The organism is Bacillota bacterium (assembly GCA_018818595.1).
GTDB lineage: Bacteria > Bacillota_I > Bacilli_A > Izemoplasmatales > Hujiaoplasmataceae > JAHIRM01.
Map to the genome: position 1 here is coordinate 12,950 of JAHIRM010000008.1, position 20,223 is coordinate 33,172.

The 20,223-nt window shown below is 31.4% G+C and carries 19 protein-coding genes and 1 other RNA gene; 1 reads left to right on the forward strand and 19 read right to left on the reverse strand.

Going from position 1 to position 20,223, the window contains the following annotated elements; all coding sequences use genetic code 11:
- Positions 1-227 precede the first annotated feature (227 nt).
- The 14 genes from KJ971_01885 to gpmI all read right to left on the reverse strand — a co-directional run bounded on the left by KJ971_01885 (position 228) and on the right by gpmI (position 13,986).
- Positions 228-1,331: a hypothetical protein gene (locus KJ971_01885; protein MBU1144594.1), complete on the reverse strand. Its 1,104-nt coding sequence runs from the start codon at positions 1,329-1,331 to the stop codon at positions 228-230.
- 68 nt (positions 1,332-1,399) lie between these two features.
- On the reverse strand, positions 1,400-1,903 hold the full coding sequence (locus KJ971_01890) for a GNAT family N-acetyltransferase (protein ID MBU1144595.1): 504 nt from the start codon (positions 1,901-1,903) through the stop codon (positions 1,400-1,402).
- A gap of 38 nt (positions 1,904-1,941) precedes the next feature.
- Positions 1,942-2,418, reverse strand: coding sequence for a GNAT family N-acetyltransferase (locus tag KJ971_01895; protein ID MBU1144596.1), 477 nt, complete (start codon positions 2,416-2,418; stop codon positions 1,942-1,944).
- Positions 2,419-2,473: 55 nt separating this feature from the next.
- Complete coding sequence (locus KJ971_01900) at positions 2,474-2,767, reverse strand: GNAT family N-acetyltransferase (protein MBU1144597.1); 294 nt, start codon at positions 2,765-2,767, stop codon at positions 2,474-2,476.
- Between the two features lie 201 nt (positions 2,768-2,968).
- A complete protein-coding gene (locus KJ971_01905) occupies positions 2,969-3,163 on the reverse strand; it encodes a YwbE family protein (protein ID MBU1144598.1) in 195 nt (64 codons plus the stop codon).
- A 1,331-nt stretch (positions 3,164-4,494) separates the two neighbouring features.
- Positions 4,495-4,725: a hypothetical protein gene (locus KJ971_01910; protein MBU1144599.1), complete on the reverse strand. Its 231-nt coding sequence runs from the start codon at positions 4,723-4,725 to the stop codon at positions 4,495-4,497.
- A gap of 52 nt (positions 4,726-4,777) precedes the next feature.
- Positions 4,778-6,922: a 5'-nucleotidase C-terminal domain-containing protein gene (locus tag KJ971_01915; GenBank protein ID MBU1144600.1), complete on the reverse strand. Its 2,145-nt coding sequence runs from the start codon at positions 6,920-6,922 to the stop codon at positions 4,778-4,780.
- A 445-nt stretch (positions 6,923-7,367) separates the two neighbouring features.
- Positions 7,368-7,712: a transfer-messenger RNA gene (gene ssrA / locus KJ971_01920) on the reverse strand.
- Between the two features lie 11 nt (positions 7,713-7,723).
- Entirely contained in the window at positions 7,724-8,173 is a 450-nt protein-coding gene (gene smpB, locus KJ971_01925; protein ID MBU1144601.1) for an SsrA-binding protein SmpB, read from the reverse strand.
- A gap of 12 nt (positions 8,174-8,185) precedes the next feature.
- Positions 8,186-10,270: a ribonuclease R gene (rnr, locus tag KJ971_01930; protein MBU1144602.1), complete on the reverse strand. Its 2,085-nt coding sequence runs from the start codon at positions 10,268-10,270 to the stop codon at positions 8,186-8,188.
- A 52-nt stretch (positions 10,271-10,322) separates the two neighbouring features.
- Positions 10,323-10,544, reverse strand: a complete 222-nt coding sequence (gene secG / locus KJ971_01935; protein ID MBU1144603.1) for a preprotein translocase subunit SecG — start codon at positions 10,542-10,544, stop codon at positions 10,323-10,325.
- Between the two features lie 123 nt (positions 10,545-10,667).
- Positions 10,668-11,960, reverse strand: coding sequence for a phosphopyruvate hydratase (gene eno, locus KJ971_01940; protein MBU1144604.1), 1,293 nt, complete (start codon positions 11,958-11,960; stop codon positions 10,668-10,670).
- Positions 11,961-12,002: 42 nt separating this feature from the next.
- Complete coding sequence (locus tag KJ971_01945) at positions 12,003-12,470, reverse strand: hypothetical protein (protein MBU1144605.1); 468 nt, start codon at positions 12,468-12,470, stop codon at positions 12,003-12,005.
- Positions 12,460-13,986 (reverse strand): 2,3-bisphosphoglycerate-independent phosphoglycerate mutase, encoded by a 1,527-nt coding sequence (gpmI, locus tag KJ971_01950; GenBank protein MBU1144606.1) that lies wholly within the window; start codon positions 13,984-13,986, stop codon positions 12,460-12,462. The genes KJ971_01945 and gpmI overlap by 11 nt, the downstream gene beginning before the upstream one ends.
- Before the next feature lie 140 nt (positions 13,987-14,126).
- On the opposite strand from gpmI, the gene KJ971_01955 reads away from it, so the two are divergent.
- Positions 14,127-16,205 (forward strand): alpha-amylase, encoded by a 2,079-nt coding sequence (locus tag KJ971_01955; GenBank protein MBU1144607.1) that lies wholly within the window; start codon positions 14,127-14,129, stop codon positions 16,203-16,205.
- Between the two features lie 39 nt (positions 16,206-16,244).
- Here KJ971_01955 and KJ971_01960 read toward each other — a convergent pair whose 3' ends face one another.
- The 5 genes from KJ971_01960 to KJ971_01980 all read right to left on the reverse strand — a co-directional run bounded on the left by KJ971_01960 (position 16,245) and on the right by KJ971_01980 (position 20,220).
- Positions 16,245-16,982, reverse strand: coding sequence for a folate family ECF transporter S component (locus KJ971_01960; GenBank protein ID MBU1144608.1), 738 nt, complete (start codon positions 16,980-16,982; stop codon positions 16,245-16,247).
- Between the two features lie 13 nt (positions 16,983-16,995).
- Positions 16,996-17,655 carry a uracil-DNA glycosylase gene (locus KJ971_01965; protein ID MBU1144609.1) on the reverse strand — a complete coding sequence of 220 codons (660 nt, stop codon included), beginning with the start codon at positions 17,653-17,655 and terminating at the stop codon, positions 16,996-16,998.
- On the reverse strand, positions 17,645-17,839 hold the full coding sequence (locus KJ971_01970; protein MBU1144610.1) for a hypothetical protein: 195 nt from the start codon (positions 17,837-17,839) through the stop codon (positions 17,645-17,647). Before KJ971_01970 ends, KJ971_01965 begins: the two co-directional genes overlap by 11 nt.
- A gap of 13 nt (positions 17,840-17,852) precedes the next feature.
- On the reverse strand, positions 17,853-19,559 hold the full coding sequence (locus KJ971_01975) for a phospho-sugar mutase (GenBank protein ID MBU1144611.1): 1,707 nt from the start codon (positions 19,557-19,559) through the stop codon (positions 17,853-17,855).
- A 118-nt stretch (positions 19,560-19,677) separates the two neighbouring features.
- A complete protein-coding gene (locus KJ971_01980) occupies positions 19,678-20,220 on the reverse strand; it encodes a nitroreductase family protein (GenBank protein ID MBU1144612.1) in 543 nt (180 codons plus the stop codon).
- Positions 20,221-20,223 lie beyond the last annotated feature (3 nt).

Below are 20,223 nucleotides of genomic sequence, written 5' to 3' on the forward strand. Positions count from 1 at the left end.
ACTATCCAAAAATATACTTGCTTTTCGTACCTACTTCTATTTCTGTATCTTGAAATTTACAGCCCTTTTGTAAAGTTTAAATCCAAACAATTACTTATTTAATGTTATTAACCATAACCTGTAAATAAGGGTAGCTATGTTTAGCCGCCCTTATAAGATTTTTAAGCTTATTTTATTTGTTCTTATTTTCCAAAGCTAAGCAAAATATTTTAATGCAAATTGAAATTTCACTCAATAAAGATTGTATTTAACTGAAGATGATAATTTTCATTTATGCCTTCCATTAGCAAATTGGTTTCATCATCTAGATATTCTACACCAAAATCATATTCAGAGATTAAATAAATTTGAATATCAATAGTGCTGTTAGCATACCTTTCGGAGTCAAAATAAAAATTATAGGTTAAATTGTATTTATTTCGATTTTCAATTTGATTATAAGAAGCCCATAACGGATAAGTTAATCTTATTGTAGCAGTGGAATTTTCTTGTATCGATATCGTTTTTGTATTAAAAAATAATATGTCTGTTTCATCTTCAATAACACTGTTACTTAAGATTGTTGGATTCGTAATTTTTTGATCAGATTCTAAAAAATCTTTGATTTCTCTTTTTACGTAAGATTGTACTATTTCATTCGTTTCAATTTCTTCTATCAATGTATCTAAATCAATTTCTGATTGGATTATATTATTGGTTGTAAATGCTACTTCAGTTCCAAATGAATATATTATTGTGCTTTCAGTAGCTGAAAGCATATTAATTACTCCGCTTATATTAGTGTAATCACCCTTGATAATAATTTTAGAAGTATCACTAAGTGTGAATGATACATCTTCAACAATCTCGCTACTCAAATGATATTTATAGATATTTTGAGGAAAACTTATATCATCTATACTTGTAAGAGAATAAAAATAACTATAATTAACATCACTAAATTGATAATCATTAACAATGATATGATTTTGATTGTTTTCTAAGATTATTTCATCATCAAATAACATAATCTTTATATCTTGTATCTTAGAATCATAATTTCTAACATTAGTTATAAAGGCTAATCCAAATGAAATCTCTGCTTCTTCACCAGAATTAATTAGTTCATAGGTTGCCATAATTTCCATTGGGGGACTATAGCAAAAATCATTATAATCTGATTTGTCCATTTCAAATACAAATTCTTCCGAGATAATCTCAACATTTTCAGGTAAGTCGAATAATAATTCATATGAATTAGCTAATTCAATATTTGGATTCATACTTCTATAATCACAACAGCTTAAAAAAGAAACTAAAAATATCATAAAAATAACATATATTTTTTTCATAATAAATCGCTCCTTATCTCTTATACAATTTCGTATTACAATAATATATCCAGTTTTAAGCATTCAACTTAAATTTTTTTGATAAAAATAGGCATATGATTATCTGGGTCTATCTTCTTGCTATTCTCAAATCCCAAAGCTTTCCAAAATGGAATACCAGTAACTAAGTCCGGTGTTAAATATAATGCATTGGCCCCATCGGCTTTTAACACGCTTTCAATATGAGAGAAAAACATTCTTCCAAATCCATGCTTGCGTTTTTCAGGAACAATGTAAAACTCCATGATAAACCCATATCCTGGTTCAATAATCCCACGAATTCCACCCAAGTCGATTGCAAAATTAGCAATTCCAATGCATTCACTGTTAAAATAAAAAAGTTCAAAATGCATACTATCTCGTAGTCCTTGAATGTTGATTCTTCGTACCAAATTATCATTGATTTGGTCTAATACAATTTCTTCGTTTTTATTTTTTTTTGTTTCTAAAACATATGGAATCCATAACATTTTTGCGGATTCAATGGTTTGAAAGGATTCTTTATTTATCTGTAGAAATTCTATATTTGCCATCTTTACCCTCCTTGCCTTTTGAAATTTCTAATGTGATTTCATTCTTTTATCATTCTAATAACTTCTTTTCCATATAGCAACTTTGTTTTACCATCAGAAATAAATTTTTCAGATTCATAAAATCGAATTGCTTTAAGATTGGATTTTAATACCCATAACAAGATTTTTTTAAAGTGAGAGAGTTCTTGGTAACATACCTTCATAAGTCTTTTACCAATCCCTTTACCTTGATAATCTTTTAGCACATACACCGCAACGATTTCTCCACTATTTTCAGAGTCATCATCTCTTGCCTCAAGATAACTTGAAAAGCCTACAATTTTGCCGTCAACTATAGCAATATAGGTGTTTTCAGGGTGATCTTTTGCTATTTGAATCGATCGTTCTAAACTTAAGTGATCAATAATTTCTTCAGGAAACAATCCTGTATAAGTTTCAATCCAGCTTTTATAATGCACATAGCCTTTTCCATTTGCATCATTACTATTTGCCTTTCTTATTATAACATTGCTCAAAATAAAAACCTCCTATCAACAAGACTATAATAAATATTAAAAACTATTAGTAGCTCTATTTTCTCTTCTTAATGTAAAAGTACTGAAACTTCTCGTTTTCGTTTAAAAACAAAAATCTCACTTTTTCAAGGGCATGCTGGCTTCTTAGGTTCTTTTTTACGATATCTGCATAAACTGTTTCAAGATTCAATTCATTAAAAGCATAATGAATTATTTGTCTTCCCGCCCAAGTTCCAATTCCTTTTTCATTTACAGAATTGTTTTGTAAATAGATACTTAATGTTCCTTCTTTTTTTTCAAAGTCAATTTTCTTTAGAATTATTTCTCCTACTGGATCATCAATTCTCATGATAAAAAAAACTTTCTGTTTTCTTGTTGTTGATGTTCATAGTATTTGTCGACTACTTCTTTGTTATAAATGTATTCTTTAAATTCATTAGGATTTATATAAATATCTGAATCATTTTCAAACTGTTAAAAATATTTATGACATAACTCCAAAGTCATGTGGCATATTGTAAGTTTCTCCTTCAATATATACTCCTAAATGTTATATCTTAATTTCTTTTACTCTTCCCACAGTTCCATCTTCTAACATTACTTTAATCCCATGAGGATGATTTTGAGAATTTGTTAAAATTCTTAGTATTACACCTTCAGTTAAAGTTCCATTTCGTTGATTCTGTTTTTCAACAATTATAACGTTAGAACCTAGTTTTATGTCTTTTCTATTATTGCCATTCATAATGTACCTTCTTTATTCTATTAATTTTATTATCTTGATTTTTTTTGATAATTGTTCAAAAGCCACGCCAATTGTATCACATTATTATGCTAAAAATAGCTTTTTCAGGCGATTTATATCATTAGTATTTATTACTTGTTAGGTATCAAAAAAAGATTGCTTAAAAATAGAATGATTGTTATAAAATGTTTAATTAAATAACTTAATTATTTTTGTTTTCTTCACTAGATATAAAACAATTAAAGGTATACAAATTATTGGTAAATACCATATAAAATAATTTTCATTAGTTGAAAAATTCGAACTGTATATAAATACTTCTTCAAACATATACATTAACAATAGGATGAAAGAATTTATTATTAAGTATATAAGATTATACAAATAATGTTTTTTCTTAATAATCTTATAGATTCCATCTATCACCACTGTTAAAATTATTAGCAAATTTATGGTTAAAATTATCATAAATACAATGTCAAAATTGTTGCCTATTGTTACAAAAATTAATTTATCAAAAAACTGCAGTAAAATAAATAGGCATGTTGAAATGTATAAAAAATCCTTTTTAATAGTAAGAAAGTAGCCGCAAAATACTAACGCATATAAAAATAAGAATAAAAACATTTTAAATGGAGATAATAATGGTCCAATGATTAGAACAAGATAAGAGAATAACAAAATTATTAGAATAGAATTATCGTTTTCTTTTTTAATAAGTTTATGATATATTGAAAAAATATCTTTCGTACTAATTAATTGATATATTAAAACTCCTATTCCTAGTACAATAAAAATATATTCTATCACTGGAACAATAAATTCAGAAATATTATATATTGAATCGCCATAATTAAATTTCATAAATTTAAAAAACAAACCAATATAAAGCAATAATGTTCCTAACCCATAAACTATTATTGATTCTAACTTTAAACGATTAACCATTTAACTTCCTCCGATAAACTAAACCATTTTTTTGTAGGCATGATTACGGCACTTATCTAAATTATATCATCAATAATGAATGTAGAAAAGTAAATATATGAAATTAAGTAAAATTGCATAACTCTTACATCGCTTGGCTATTATTTAATTTCATTACTTCTAAATGATTACGTTATCAATTCTGAATGAGATGATATATCTCAAATAAAAATCCGAGGGTATGTAGTGTGTGAAATACTACATACCCTCGGTTATGAATATAACTGTTTTATCATCGTAAAATTTACTTATTCTCATAACAAAAATCTTAGATTACTATAGATAATTTCAGTTACTGAGAACACAATTTATTCTTATTGTCACACCGTAATGTGTTCTCTCATCTAATCAAATAAATTCGATATAATCTGTTCATCCCCTAAAAAAGGAAACATTCTAAGAAGGGTTACTCCATTTTCTGTCATGTCTTCAACAAACCCATAATCATTTAAGATATCAAGATAGTGACTCGTTAAATATGTGCTATCCTCATCAAGTTGTTCGTCTGTATTGACACAATTTGAAAGGGCAATTGCATTTAGTATAAGTGCCAAAATCGTAAATATTCTTTTCATTCTTCTTTCCTGTAATTCATCAATTATTCAAATTATTGTATATCGAAAATAATTAATTATAAGTAACTAATTGTTCTAAATCGGATTCAGGATGACTTATCGGAGAAAATAAAGCTTCATTATTCCCTTTAATTTCGATATCTTGAACAAGCACATCACGGATATATAATCCTGTGTCAATATCTTCATTAGACCTTAGACTTTCATACTGAGTCCAGTAATAGACAAAACTGATTATAGCTACTTTATATGTTTCATTCGTTTGTAATGTTAAGCCATCTTTAATTTTATAAAACAATTCAGAATTTGTCAAAAACACTTGCAGTTCGTCATAAGTAAGATCCATTACAATTATGGTATTATCAAATGGACTTATTTCATACAATTGTGATAATGTAACATTTTCACCAGCTATAATATTGCCAGTAGTACGTACACCACCAGCATTACTAACAGCAAGGTCAGCACCAGTCGCAGCTAACATTACATTGCCTGTCCATTGAAATAATTCACTTTTTGAAGTAATTGTTTCTCCAGCAACGGCTAGTATTCTATCATCTAAATTGGCAAGTGTATCCTCTATATAGGCTTCAATTTCTTCGTCATAGTTCGTTCCTGCACTAGAAACATTGATTAATTGAACGGTATAGTGTGTTATTTCCATGGTATCTGTATTCATAGTTAATACAATTTCTCCAAATGCGCCATTATAGCTTCCAGCCTGAACAAGAATCAAAGGAGTTCCTCCAACCCGGCTTATTGTTCCAGTTTGATATGAGTGAGTATGTCCATTAATGACGACATCAACTAAGTAGTCTCCATTGGAATCTTTTAAGGTGGCAAGTTGCGTATTATAATAGAAATTTTCTATATTACTAGAGTCACCACCATGTATATTAACCACAATAATATCAACACCTAAACCTCTTAAATCCGTTGCAATGGTTTCAACTGATTCCGAAATATCTAAATCAAAATAATAATCTTGCACAATATTTTGTGCTATCGAACTATATACATCTCCAATATAGCTGATAACGCCAATTTGAATGCCTTCTCTTTCGATGATTGTATACATGAACATATTACCATCAACAATTGCAAGTATTGTATCATCCACATATAAATATATATTTGCGTTTAGAAGTGTAAAATTCGCCTCACCATTTGTTTCATCACCATCAAAATATGTCATAATGGTTTCAATACCCCAATCGAATTCATGATTTCCAATACCCATAGCATCAAAGTCCATCATGTTCATACATTCAAGCACAGATAAACCATTTGTCATATTGGAAATAGCGGTGCCTTGAAACATGTCACCGTTAGCGATAAGAACAACATCGTCTAATGCATTTTGATTTCTTATTTGTTCTATTAAATAAGCTGTATTAGAAATGCCATTTGTTCCATCTTCATTTTGCTCAATATATCCATGTAAATCATTGATTGTTAATATGGTCAAATCAAAGGAAGGGTATGGTTCCGTTGATTCGACATCTAAATCAGTTACTAATATATTTAAGTACTGTGTGGTACTTCCATTAACGTATAACACATATCCAGTTATGGTAACTTCTTCTCCGTTTAATGCTGGAAAATCTATTCCACTTCCTTGTAAGGAACCTATCACACTTGTTCCTTCTATTGTTAAGTTATAATAGGTTCCATTTACATTCACGGTTCCCGTTACTTCTATATATTCTCCAACTGTGAAGCTACTTGTGATGTTTGTGACATCTTCCCCACTTAGAATTGTCGCTGTTGATGGAACGCTTAAGGTTCCATCTGAAATCTTTTGGACTGTACTATTATTTGTAAATTGTACTGCCCCTCCATATAGTGAGGTTGACCCTGTCACTTCTACATAATCTCCAAGTTCTAATGTTGATTGCGTTCCAAGATAAACATACATATATTCTGTATTATTTGATATTAATAATCCTGCACTACTTATTCCTACTATTGTTGCTCTTGTTGTGTAGGTTTCTCCTACTGTTCCGCTTCTGATTTCGCTAATGCTATCAAACTGTTCTTCAATTGTTGTTTCAGTTTGCGTTGTCGTTTCGGTTTGAGTAGTAGTTTTGGTTTGAGTAGTAGTTTCGGTTTGAGTAGTAGTTTCGGTTTGCGTTGTAGTCTCTGCTTGAGTTGTAGTTGTAATAGTAACTGGTTGATTAAATAGATCACAACTCATTAGCAATATACTCGTGATAAAAATAGAAATTAATAACAATAATCTTTTCATAATTGTGTGTGTATAGACCAAAGGTCATTACACTTCTCCTTTCAAAACATTGTATGTACGTCATATGATTTATGCTTATTTGTGTTTTAAATAAATAGTAATAATAATGAATATATATACTTGAAAATTATATCACTAAATAATTAGAAATAAAAGGTTTAAACTCAAATTAACTTTTTTGTCTCTTGATTTTTATTCTTAATTTCTTTATATTTAACTAGCAAAAAAAATATCTAGTTAAAATATATAAGTAGCTTTATATCTTTAGTTGCAACTATTTGTGATACATCTTAATGTAGTTATTTTTTAATGAAATATTTTTTAGCAAACAAAAAAACTGAGGTTGTATATGTAGTAAATTAAATACTACAACAACCTCAGATACGTGTATTGATGGTGGAGCTGGGGGGATTCGAACCCCCGTCCAAAATAGCCAATCATTTGACTTTCTACATGCTTAGTTCACTGATAAATTTCATCTCAAGGCAGCCAGTTAACTCGCCATCAAGGGACTAACCCTATTATTTTCGCACTACAGTCTTAAGGTGGCAGAAAGTGATGCTATCCTGCTAACTGGAGTTTATCTAGGCCCGCAGGCTGGCAAAGACAAACCCGCTACTTCTTCTTAAGCAGCGAAAGCGTAATTTTGGTTTCCGGTTATATTTAACCGCGCATTTTTAGATCTACCGATCGCATGCTTATCAAACTCGAACTACCCTGTCGAATCCAGAACAGCCCCATAAATTGTCGTTAGTTTTTGATGTCTTTCATCACTTTAACCAAACGACGTTTTGTATCTTCTTGCTTTTGTGATTCTCGTTTATCGTATTGTTTCTTGCCCTTACAAAGGGCAAGTTCAAGCTTGCAAAACCCATCTTTTAAATAGACTTTTGTAGGTATAAGTGTTAATCCTTCTGTTTTAAGTTTTAAAGAAAGTTTAACGATATCGTGCTTTTTCATCAATAGCTTTCTTTCTCTTGTTTCTTTGTGATTAAATATGTTTCCATATTCATAAGGAGAAATATGCATATTGATAATATATAGTTCATAATTACTAATTCTTGCATAACTATCACTTATCGCTAATTTTCCAAGTCGAATAGATTTAATTTCAGTACCACGTAATACAATGCCACATTCAAACGTTTCTAAAATGAAGTATTCATGTGACACTTTTTTATTGCTGGCTAATGCCTTCATTTTAGACCTCCTTTAAACTAGCTCAAAGTCTATTCTTCCAAGCAGTTTATTTACTCCTAGTAATTTAACTTTTACTTCCATGCCTATAGTATACTCGATTCTAGATGAAATTCCAAGATAGATCATTTTATCTTCTAGAAATTCAATGGCTTCTTTAAATGTTGTAATATGAATTAATCCTTCTACGGTGTTTGGTAACTCTACAAACATTCCAAATCTAGTAAGTGAAGAAACAACCCCTTCAAAAACGTTGCCAACATGAGGTTCCATGTATTCAGCTTTTTTCATGTCCATTACTTCACGTTCACAAATCATAGCATTTCGTTCGGTTTTTGAACTTTGAAGAGCAATTCCTGGCATTTTCGTTTCAACTGAAAGCAAAGAATCTTTATCTGTTTGATGAAGAAACAAGAATTTTCTAAGCGTACGGTGAACGATTAAATCAGGATATCTTCTAATGGGGGATGTAAAATGAGTGTAATTATCAAATGCAAGTCCATAATGACCAAGATTGGATTCTGAATACTTTGCTTTTGCCATAGAACGAAGCATTAACGTATTTGTGACTTTTTCGTATTTAGAATTTTCAACATCTTTTAATAGATTTTGTAAATCAATGTGAGATATCAAAGATGGAACAAATTTGACATATTGTAATTCTTTTGCAAATTTAAAAAGTGCACTTAATTTATCGCTGTCTGGTTTTTCATGAATCCGATAAATAAATGGCAAATGTAGATGGTCCATGTGTGAAGCAATAACTTGATTGGCCACTAACATGAATTCTTCAATGATGTTTTCTGAAATTCCTCGATCTTTTATAATAATATCTTTAACTTTACCTTGATCATCAAAAAGTATTTTTGGTTCGATAGTCTCAAAATTGATGGATCCAAGTTTTGTTCTTGCGATATTTAAAATATCAGCAAGCTCTTTCATCCATTCAATGGAGGAAAGCAAATGAGGGTATTTTGACATCACAGTATTATTTTTCGCAAGAATTTCATTTACAATATTATAAGTCATTTGATTTTGACTATGAATAATCGATGGGAAAATCTCATAACTGGTGACTTTACCAAATTGATTAATTTTCATTTGACAAGTTAAGGTAAGTCGGTCTACTTTTGGATTTAAAGAACAAATCCCATTCGATAAGTTTCGTGGTAGCATTGGAATGACTCGATCAGCTAAATAGACACTGGTTCCTCTTGAAAAAGCTTCTTTGTCCAAAAAAGAGTCTTCCGTTACATAATAACTGACATCGGCAATGTGTACTCCAAGAAGATAACTTGTATCGCTTATTTTTTTGATTGAAATAGCATCATCTATGTCTTTCGTGTCATCTCCATCAATGGTAAAAATCATTTCTTTTCGAAGATCGGTTCTACCAATAAATTCGCTTTCTTTCACAACATTTTCGATTTTATTTGTTTCTCTTAATACGTCTTCAGGAAAATCGATATTTAAATCATGACTCTTAATCACTTCAATGATTTCAATACCGGGATCTGACATATGCCCTAATACTTCTAATATTTCACATTCTAGAATATGAACTTTAGAGTATTTTATAATTTTTGCTTTGACAAGCGAGTGATCGACTGGTGTAATATTTCCTTTTTTCTTAAGTTTAAAAACCAAATCATTTGGTTGGTTTTTTGGAAAAATAGCACCTTGAAAGTATTCTCCGATAATGGTTTCAATGCTTCGTTTTATGACTTTTAAAATCTCGCCTTCAAAACGATCTTTTCCAGATTGATTTGTAATTTTTACAAGACACAAATCATTATCCATTGCATCAAGCGTTTTATTTCTTGGGATAAAGATATCGGGATGTTCTTCTTCTAAAGAAATAAAACCGTATCCTGCTTGTTTTAAATCTAGTTTGCCTTTTACAAAACCAAACCGTTCTATTAAATTATATTTATCTTTTTTGTTTTTAGCTATAAATCCTTCTTTTTCGAGTTCATAAAGCGCTTTAGTTAATGCTTGAAACTCTTCTTTGGTATCACATCTTAACAGAGTGGCTAAACCCAAAGTATCAGTTGATTTATAATTATTTTTTTGAATCAAATCTAAAAGTTTATTTTTCACAACGAATACCTCCTTCAAAGTTTAGCGAAAAAAAAGAACACAGTAATGTGTTCTAAAGAATCAATGCCAGGATGGTTACTACTGCAAAAACGACGCTCATTCCCATTGTCATTCTTGAGAGTAAAAGTTCAGGTCCACGTTGTTTTTGATTTTTAAATAGTTCTGATTTTTCACCAGAAAACATATTCTTTCCATCATCTTTCGATTCCTGAAGCATTACCAAGGCGATTAATAATACAGACACAGCAAGTAATAACCAATCTAAAAAGCCCATAAAAATCCTCCTATTACTAATCGATACATTACGTTTATCGACTTTAATTTATTCGTACTTTACTATTATACCATAAAAACATGCTTTTGGAAGACCCAAAAGCATGTTTTTTATGTGTTGTTTCTATTTTCTTAAATTATAAAATGATTTAATTCCGTTGTATTCAGCTACTTCACCTAGTTCTTCTTCAATTCGAAGTAATTGATTGTATTTTGCAATACGATCTGTTCTAGATAAAGAACCTGTTTTGATTTGTCCTGCATTGGTAGCAACAGAGATATCAGCAATGGTTGAATCTTCTGTTTCACCAGATCTATGACTAACTACTGCAGTATATCCTGCACGTTTTGCCATTTCAATCGCGTTAAATGTTTCTGTAAGGGTTCCAATTTGATTAACTTTAATTAAAATGGAGTTTGCGATATGATTTTCAATTCCTCTTGATAATTTTTCAGTGTTTGTAACAAATAAATCATCACCTACTAATTGAATTTTAGTTCCAAGTTTTTCAGTTAATATTTTCCAGCCATCCCAATCGTTTTGGTCAAGACCATCTTCAATCGAAATAATTGGATATTTGTCAACTAAGGTAGCATAAAAATCAACCATTTCAACATTTGTTAATTCTCTTTTTTCACTGCCAAGAATATATTTTTTGGTTTCAGTGTTATAAAATTCACTCGCTGCAACATCCATTCCAAGGTATACATCTTTTCCTGGAACATATCCTGCTTTTTTAATGGCTTCCATAATAACTTCAAGACCTGCTTCGTTCGAAGCTAAATCTGGAGCGAATCCGCCTTCATCACCAACGGAAGTATTAAAGCCTTTTGCGCTTAATACTTTCTTAAGATTATGAAAAATTTCAGCTCCCATTCTTAAAGCTTCACGGAAGTTTTTTGCGCCAACTGGTAAAATCATGAATTCTTGGAAATCAATGTTATTGTCTGCATGAGATCCACCGTTTATAATATTCATCATTGGTGTTGGTAATTGTTTTGCATTAAATCCACCTAAGTATAAATACAAAGGTAATCCTACTAAATCTGCGGCAGCTCTTGCACAAGCCATAGACACTCCTAAAATTGCATTTGCGCCTAATTTTGATTTGTTTGGAGTTCCATCTAAGTCAATCATCAATTTGTCTAAGAATGTTTGCATGGTAACGTCGTATCCTACTAAAGCTGGAGCAATTAAATCATTTACATTTTTAATTGCTTTTAAAACACCTTTTCCTAGGTAACGGGATTTATCTCCGTCACGAAGTTCAATGGCTTCATGTTCACCAGTTGAAGCTCCACTTGGAACAATTGCTCTTCCAAAGGCACCCGACTCTGTATATACTTCTACTTCAACGGTTGGATTTCCTCTTGAATCTAAAACTTCTCTTGCGAAAATACTTGTAATATTTGGCATTTTTATTCTCCTTTATCTAAACTATTTTTTTATAGTATTTCTCTAAATTAATGTTCTTTTGATTCCTAAATACGTTCCAACTCCTAAGATAAGAAGTTGAATCATTAAATCAAGACTAAAATATTGAATCCATATTAATGGATTGAAAAAATCTAAAAACGCATATAAATAAATGGAAGGTGAAAAAACTAAAGTCGGTTCTCCTAGATATAAGGCTTGAGCATACACATACGGTAACGTTATTAAAACAGTCCAAGCACAAAGCATGCCAATTCCTGCAATAATGGTGTAAACGATATGAGGATTGTCGTATTGTTTTCTTACCGTTTTTCCTATATATATAGCAATAAACCAATATAACATATACGCGAATGTAAATGAAAGCATTGTTTGTAAATAATAATCAATAAAGCCTAACAGTGCGCCAAGTAGTATAGGCAAGACCGATGAGTATAAGATGACAAACAATAAATCTTTTATTTTAATCGTCTTAAGGTTTTTATTCATCATTTGTAATAATCAAGGAAGAGCCCGTCATGGCTTTTGGTTTTTCTAGGTTCATTAATTCTAGCATCGTTGGCGCAAGGTCACCTAAATTACCGTTTTCTCTTAATGTGATTCCTTTTTTTGTGATAAGCAATGGTACTTTGTTTGTGGTGTGAGCGGTAAAAGGAGAACCGTCATCAGCTAACATTTTTTCGCAATTTCCATGGTCACTTGTAATCAAAGCAATTCCACCAAGTTCTAAGACTTTGTCTACGACTCTTCCCACACACTCGTCAACGGTTTCAACTGCTTTAATAGCCGCTTTTATAACGCCAGTATGTCCTACCATGTCTCCATTTGCAAAATTTAAAATAACGGTATCAAATTGTCTTGTGTTAAGTTCTAAAATAACAGCATCCGTGATTGCATAAGCGCTCATCTCAGGTAAAGAATCATAGGTAGGAACTTTTGGAGAAGGAATTAAGACGCGCTTAGCACCAATAATTTCTTTATCAACTCCACCATCGAAGAAAAAAGTAACATGAGCATATTTTTCAGTTTCAGCAATTCTTAATTGTTTCAGTCCTAGTTCTGATATATAATCTCCATACATTTCTCTTAAATCATTTAACTCAAAAGCAATAGGCCCTTTAACGGAATCAGAATATTTCATTGTCGAGACAAAGAGAATATTCTTAGGTCCATTTTTAGTATCAAGTAAAGGCAACGCTTCTGGATTCGAATAAGCAGTACCGATTTCAATCGCACGATCTGGTCTAAAATTAGCAAAAATAATTGCATCATTGGTTTCAATCAAACCAGAAGAATCTACGACAAACGGTAACACGAATTCATCATTAATTCCTTCGTTATAAGAAGCTTCTACTCCTTTAACGCAATCGGAAAAATGAGGAGCTTTTCCAAAACTCATTGCATCATATGCTAACTGAATTCTAGAGTAGTTTTTATCTCTATCCATCGAATAGTATCTTCCCGAAACTGAGGCAATACTTCCATAATGTTTTTGAACTAATTCTTCTCTTAAATCTGAAAGATAGAGCACGGCTGACTTAGGTGGCACATCTCTTCCATCTAAAAAGGCATGAAAATAAGTGTGTTCCACTTTGTTTTCTTTGGCCGCATCAAATAAAGCTTTTATGTGTTTGATATGTGAATGCACTCCACCATCTGATAGTAACCCAAAAATATGAAGTTTTGATTTGTATTTTTTGGTGTGTTCAAACGCTTGAAGAAAAGCTGGATTTGTTTTATAGGTTCCGTCTTTTATTGCGACATTTACTCTTGTTAAAGATTGATATACAATTCGCCCAGCTCCAATATTCATATGTCCTACTTCACTGTTTCCCATTTGGCCTTCAGGAAGACCAACGGCTTCTTCGGAAGCATTGATTGCGATATGGGGGAATTCGTTAAATAAAAGATCTAAATGAGGTTTATTCGCAAGTTCATATGCATTCCCCGGACCTTTTTCTGTTAATCCCATTCCATCCATTATAATTAATACAACAGGTTTTTTCATTGTTTCACCTCTACACTATGGTATTATACTATAAAACAAGGCTTTTTGAAAGTAAATTGAACGCATTGTAAGCATTTACACATTTAAAATAAGTACATTTATTCGTCTTTTATTTGGTATAATAATAATGAGGTGAAAATATGGCACAATCAAAACTTTCTTTGCTTTATAACATATTATCAAATAAAATCCATTTAGGAAAAATCAATTACGTCGTTCCAGATATTTGGAATGCTTGGGACTATCAAGGAGAAGAATTACGCAAACTTCCTAGTGGAGAGATCCTTGTAAATCCTTATCGTTTTTACAGTGAGATTATAAGCTCATATATTTTACCAAGTAAATTAGAAAAGAAAGATTATTCTCTTTCTTTAAGCAAAATTCAAAATGTAAAACTACCTAAAAATGCTCTTGGAGGCGACTGGGTCAGAAAAGCAGTTTTGTATTCTACTTTAATTCGAACTTCTTCTGCGTGGGACCATGATCGAAGTTTTTCTCTTGATTTGTCAAACTTTAATGAAATGAAAGAAACAGGTACGTTTGTAAAAATGTTACCACTTCTTCCTTTTTTAAAGAAAATGGGTGTCGATACAGTATACATGTTACCAATATCGCGATTTTCACTAAAAGATAAAAAAGGAGAATTGGGTTCTCCTTACGGAGTTGCCTCTTTCTTTGATATTGATCCAAATCTAAAAGAAGTTATGACTGGAAATGAGATGACACTTGAAGAAGAGTTTCAAGCCTTTATCGAGGCTTGCCATGTCTTAGACATGAGAGTTGTCATTGATATCATTCCTAGAACCAATGCGGTTGAAAACGATTTAATTAAGGATCATCCTGATTGGTTTTATTGGATAAAAGCTAGTGAATATGACAATTACAAAGTTCCTTACGTGGATGGCTTAGAAAACACATTACCTCCTGAAGCTAAATTCATGAAAGATGTGTATGCTTCAAAGGACGTTTTAAGACATATTAACATGTTTCAGGTAAACCCTAAAGCTCAAAATGAAGTTTTATGGAATGAATTAATTAAAAACAATCAAAACGATTTATCCGTTTTGATTGAAAAGAATTTTAATTTACGAATTGCCCCTGCATTTTCAGATCACATCAACGACGTTCAACCACCTTGGACAGATGTTACGTTCTTTCGAATGTTTTTAGACCATCCAGCAGAAACCGCTAAATACTTAAAGGACAAGACTACTCCTCCTTATATTTTATTTGATTCTATTAAGGCAAATTTATTCCCAGGTAAAATTCCAAATACTGCTTTATGGGATACGTTATCTAATATTATTCCTTATTATCAAAACAAATATGGTATTGATGGCGCAAGAATCGATATGGGGCATGCACTACCAAAAGAATTATTAAAAATGATTATTCAAAAAGCAAAAGAAGTGGACCCTGATTTTGCTTTTATCGCTGAGGAATTAAGTACTGAAAATGCTTTAAAAGCAAAAGAATTTGGCTATAACATCATCATTGGAAATGGTTTTTGGATGGAACCTAGAATTTGGGAAAAGAAATTACACAAATTTATCTATGGTGCAAGCGAAATTGCTCTTCCAATGTTTGCTTGTTCTGAAACACATGATACTGCAAGAATTGCCGGGCGAGATGGTGGTGTTGTGTTAGCAAGATTAACTACAACCTTAAATATGCTTTTACCCAATCTTGTTCCTTTCATTAATTCAGGTCAAGAAGTTTACGAAATTCAACCGATGAATACTGGCGTTGATTGTACAGACAAAGACAAATTTAAATTACCAATAAACGATCTGTTTTATGGAAAATTAGCCTTGTTTGACAAATATGCTCTTCATTATCTTAATCCAAATCGTTGGGAATTAGCCGATCATTTAGATGGCATCAAAGTGATTCGAAATCGTTGGATAAATGAAATAACTAATTTGGATAACTACGTTCCACTTTACTTTAATGAGTTTGACACTCCTGTCATTGGTGTTTCCTATTTTAATGAAGAAACTCATAAATGCTTACTCGTTGTCGCTAATTCGAATGTATATAGTGACATTCACTGTAATGCAAACCTAGAAATCTTACGAAAAAAAGCAAACAATGAAAAGTTATCTGGAAAACTTCTCTACGCAACTTATGAAATGGGAAGAGATTATCATGATTTTTCTCCAGACGGGAAAATTTACTTCCATCTTGGAGCAGGCGAAGTCAAAATAATAGAACTATAAAGTATAAAAAAGGATTGCTCAAAAAAGCAATCCTTATTTTTATGTGTCGTGATTTAACTGAAGTCCAATGACTTTAAGAAGCCGCTGCAAAATCAACGTATAAAGGATGACTTCAACTGGCATCTTTAGAATTCTTAAAGGAATCTGAACAAAAAACGGAATTGAATACATATCGTAAATCCAAAGAGGAGTTAATACGATAGAGACAATGAAATATAAAATCGTCACAACAAAAAAAATAAATTGAAATTCATTGGACTCATTCTTTTTATAATAAAAATAATAGTTTATAAAAAGCAAACCTAAACTACTTACAAGGGAAATGGATACTAAAATATAACGATAGATAAAAGTAAAATTAGCATTAGAACTGAGACTATTAATATGAAACAAATACCAAATAGAAGCAAAACTTAACACAAGAGAAAGTGCTGTGTTAAAGTAGACAAATTTATTTGGTTTTATTTTTCGTTTTAGGTAAATAAATATCCCTGGTAATACCCCATACAAAATAGCATTTAATGTAAACCCAAAATAAAAGATTCCTCTTTCAGAACCTAATAAAAAATAACCAATAATGTCTTGAGTAATTCCTGCGAACAGGCCGTATTGTGGCCCAAATAAAAGACTAATAATAATCAAAGGAACGTATCCAATTCCAAATTTTACAATGGTAGTAGATGGGGGGTAATAAAAGGAAAATAATTGACTTAATAATATTCCTATTGACACCAATAATCCTGTAAATATCAAATTTCTTAATTTAAATTTTAGCATAATTTCCCCTGCACTATAATGTAAAATCGATTGGTTTTTGATTTGTTATTTGTAAAAATTGATTGATTTTCGAAAAAGGTTTTGATCCCATAAATCCCCTATAACTCGAAAGAGGGGAGGGATGTACGTTTTCAACGATAAAGTGAATGGAGTTTGTAATAAGGCCTTTTTTACTTCTCGCAAAACTTCCCCATAAAACAAAAACCATAGGTGTTTGTTTTTGATTCAACAAAGAAATAATGGAATCCGTAAACGTTTCCCAGCCTATGGATTGGTGACTCAAAGGACTGTTTTTTCGTACCGAAAGAATGGCATTTAATAGTAGTACTCCTTCACTTGTCCATTTTGTTAAATCTCCTGAGACAGGACATTTAACTCCAAGATCTGTAGAAAGTTCTAAAAAGATATTTTTAAGAGAGGGCGGTAACATAATCCCTTTCTTAACAGAAAAGGCAAGTCCCATAGCTTGAGACGGATTATGATAAGGGTCTTGTCCTAAAATTAAAACTTTTGTGTTTTGATAAGAGGTTAACCGCAATGCATGAAACACATCATGAATGGCGGGATAGCATTCATATTCTTCATATTCTTTTTTAACTTTTGAGACCAGTTCTTGAAAATAAGATTTTGAAAACTCTTCTTTTAAGAGCAAATCCCAATCATTATTTAACATGATGTTCCTCAATGTCAATTGTTTGTTTAATAGAGCATCCATTATTCGAACAAGCGCCACATCCAGATAAATCTGTTAAGTTTTCACAGCCTTTGGGAACGGCTGTTTTTTCATTGATGGCATAGCTTACCACATAAATGACGACGATTGCTACAACAATCAATACTGCTATAATATATTCCAACCTGTTCACCTTCTTATTTCACTTGATTGACTAACTTCAATAATTCTTTTGAGACTTCTTTCACAAGTGTCTTCGCTTTTTCAAAAGAAACGTCGTTTCCACCCACATAAATCTTAAGCTTTGGTTCTGTTCCAGATGGTCTTAGCACAAACCATAATCCATTTTTAAGAATATATTTGATTACATTGGATTTAGGTAAAAGAAGAGTTGACTTACTCTTTCCTTCATACTTTATACTCGTTTCATAATCTTCAATGCTTGAAACTTTTATGTGAGAAATTTGGTCTAAATGATGTTTTCTAAAATAAGTCATAATTCGATCGATTTGACGTTTTCCTTCTAACCCAAGAAGATTAATATTATGTAAATCTTCGTAGTAGGCTCCAAACTCATCGAATAAATCACCTAATTTTTCATATAATGTTTTATGTTCTGTTTCTTTATAGTACGAAGCAGCTTCTGCGGCTAAAAGCATGGCTTGTAGTGAATCTTTATCGCGAACTCCATCATTGATGACATATCCAAAAGATTCTTCGTATCCAAACAAAAATTGTTTGTCTGTTGATTCTAAAAATCTAGCTTGTTCTCCAATGTATTTAAACCCTGTTAGAGTAGATATCACTTCATATCCAAAAGAGCGAGCAATTTTCGCTCCTAAATCAGAAGTTACAATGGTATTAAAAACCACTCCTTTTTGAGGAAGAAGACCAAGTTTCTTTTTTTCATTTAATAGGTAATAAAGTAAAATAGCTCCAGTTTGATTTCCAGTAAGCAAAATATAATTTCCATCATTTTTAACAGCAATTCCTAAGCGATCGGCATCTGGATCGGTTGCAATTAACAAATCTGCATCTACTTTTTTGCCTAATTCAATTGCAAGGTGAAATGCTTCAGGATTTTCTGGGTTTGGTGATTTCACGGTGGAGAAAAACGGATCATGTACCATTTGTGCTTTCACTGGATAAAATTCATAATTAGTTTCTTGAAGAAGTCTCGTTCCAAGCAAAGCACTCGTTCCATGAAGAGGTGTAAACACAATTTTAATATTCTTTTTCATTTGAGGATGAAGTTGAATGGATTTAACTAACTTTAAATATTTATCATCAACATCTTTTCCAATCATTTCTACAAGTCCTTCTTTTTTTAATTCCAAAAAATTTCGAACTGGTATCGAAAAGACATCTTCTACTTCATTTACCATTTCAACAATTACATCTGCGTAAATGGGAGTAAATTGACATCCAAATTCATCGTATATTTTATAACCATTGTATTGTGGAGGATTATGACTAGCCGTTACAACAATTCCCGCAAGCGCGTTTAGAAGACGTGTCGCAAATGATAATTCTGGAGTTGGGCGAAGAGTATCAAATATATACGTTTTAATACCATAATATCCTAAAACTTTTGCGGATTCTTCAGCAAATTCTTTTGACATTTTTCGGTTATCATAAGCAATCACAACACCACGATTTAATTGATTAATTCCATATCTTTTCCTTAAATACCTAGCAAGTCCATCGTTAGCTTTTCGAATTGTATAGATATTTAAGCGATTGGTACCTGCACCTAAAATGCCTCTCATTCCGCCAGTCCCAAATTCCAAAGAAGTGTAAAACATTTCTTCCAGTTCGATGTTTGTTTTTCCAATCATATCGTTTTTTAGTTCAGAATCAAGGCCTTCAAAATTTAGCCATTTTTGATATGTTTTTTCCCACATACTATCCACCTCTATTACAAAAATTATACTACGAATTTATAAAATTAACAAATGATACTACTTAAAACTTGTTTACAGAAAAAATACTTTTGACTTGTCAAAAGTATTGGTAACTTATTTATCTAATGTAATCAACGATTCCTTCTTTTCTTGGTTTAGGAAGTGGATTTTCACCATCAATATAACCAAAACAGATGGAACAGTCGTGTTCGTATTCTTCAGGGATTTTTAATAACCTGTTCATATCAACTTGATTTGCTTGATGATACATGTACCTTGTTTGACCAATAATACAAGAATCTACCCCTATTGATTTTGCGGCTATTGCCATGTTTTCAATTGCACATCCAGCATTCAACTCACTGAATCCTTCGATAGCAGAACTTAAAACCACTACGACAGGCGCATGGTAAAAAACATGATAGTCAGGTTCTTTTTGTATGTTAAGTCTTTCCATTCCAGCTAAGGTTAAACGATTGATTTCTTCAATCGTTTCTTTATCTGTAATGACAGTAAAATGCCAATTTTGTCTGTTTCTGGCGCTTGGAGCAAAGAGCCCACATTCGACAATCAATTTAAGATCTTCTTCTTTAATTGGTTTGTCCAAATAATTTCTCACGCTTCGTCTTTGTAAAAGTACATCAACGGTTGAATTTTTCATCCT

Bases quoted from the DNA above. Each gene is read 5' to 3' on its own strand.
- KJ971_01915 (MBU1144600.1), bottom strand. From the start codon at position 6,922: ATGAGTTGTGATCTATTTAATCAACCAGTTACTATTACAACTACAACT.
- secG (MBU1144603.1), bottom strand. From the start codon at position 10,544: ATGGGCTTTTTAGATTGGTTATTACTTGCTGTGTCTGTATTATTAATC.
- KJ971_01905 (MBU1144598.1), bottom strand. From the start codon at position 3,163: ATGAATGGCAATAATAGAAAAGACATAAAACTAGGTTCTAACGTTATA.
- KJ971_01960 (MBU1144608.1), bottom strand. From the start codon at position 16,982: ATGCTAAAATTTAAATTAAGAAATTTGATATTTACAGGATTATTGGTG.
- KJ971_01965 (MBU1144609.1), bottom strand. From the start codon at position 17,655: ATGTTAAATAATGATTGGGATTTGCTCTTAAAAGAAGAGTTTTCAAAA.
- KJ971_01885 (MBU1144594.1), bottom strand. From the start codon at position 1,331: ATGAAAAAAATATATGTTATTTTTATGATATTTTTAGTTTCTTTTTTA.
- eno (MBU1144604.1), bottom strand. From the start codon at position 11,960: ATGCCAAATATTACAAGTATTTTCGCAAGAGAAGTTTTAGATTCAAGA.
- KJ971_01900 (MBU1144597.1), bottom strand. From the start codon at position 2,767: ATGAGAATTGATGATCCAGTAGGAGAAATAATTCTAAAGAAAATTGAC.
- KJ971_01890 (MBU1144595.1), bottom strand. From the start codon at position 1,903: ATGGCAAATATAGAATTTCTACAGATAAATAAAGAATCCTTTCAAACC.
- KJ971_01980 (MBU1144612.1), bottom strand. From the start codon at position 20,220: ATGAAAAATTCAACCGTTGATGTACTTTTACAAAGACGAAGCGTGAGA.
- KJ971_01955 (MBU1144607.1), top strand. From the start codon at position 14,127: ATGGCACAATCAAAACTTTCTTTGCTTTATAACATATTATCAAATAAA.
- gpmI (MBU1144606.1), bottom strand. From the start codon at position 13,986: ATGAAAAAACCTGTTGTATTAATTATAATGGATGGAATGGGATTAACA.
- KJ971_01910 (MBU1144599.1), bottom strand. From the start codon at position 4,725: ATGAAAAGAATATTTACGATTTTGGCACTTATACTAAATGCAATTGCC.
- KJ971_01975 (MBU1144611.1), bottom strand. From the start codon at position 19,559: ATGTGGGAAAAAACATATCAAAAATGGCTAAATTTTGAAGGCCTTGAT.
- KJ971_01945 (MBU1144605.1), bottom strand. From the start codon at position 12,470: ATGATGAATAAAAACCTTAAGACGATTAAAATAAAAGATTTATTGTTT.
- smpB (MBU1144601.1), bottom strand. From the start codon at position 8,173: ATGAAGGCATTAGCCAGCAATAAAAAAGTGTCACATGAATACTTCATT.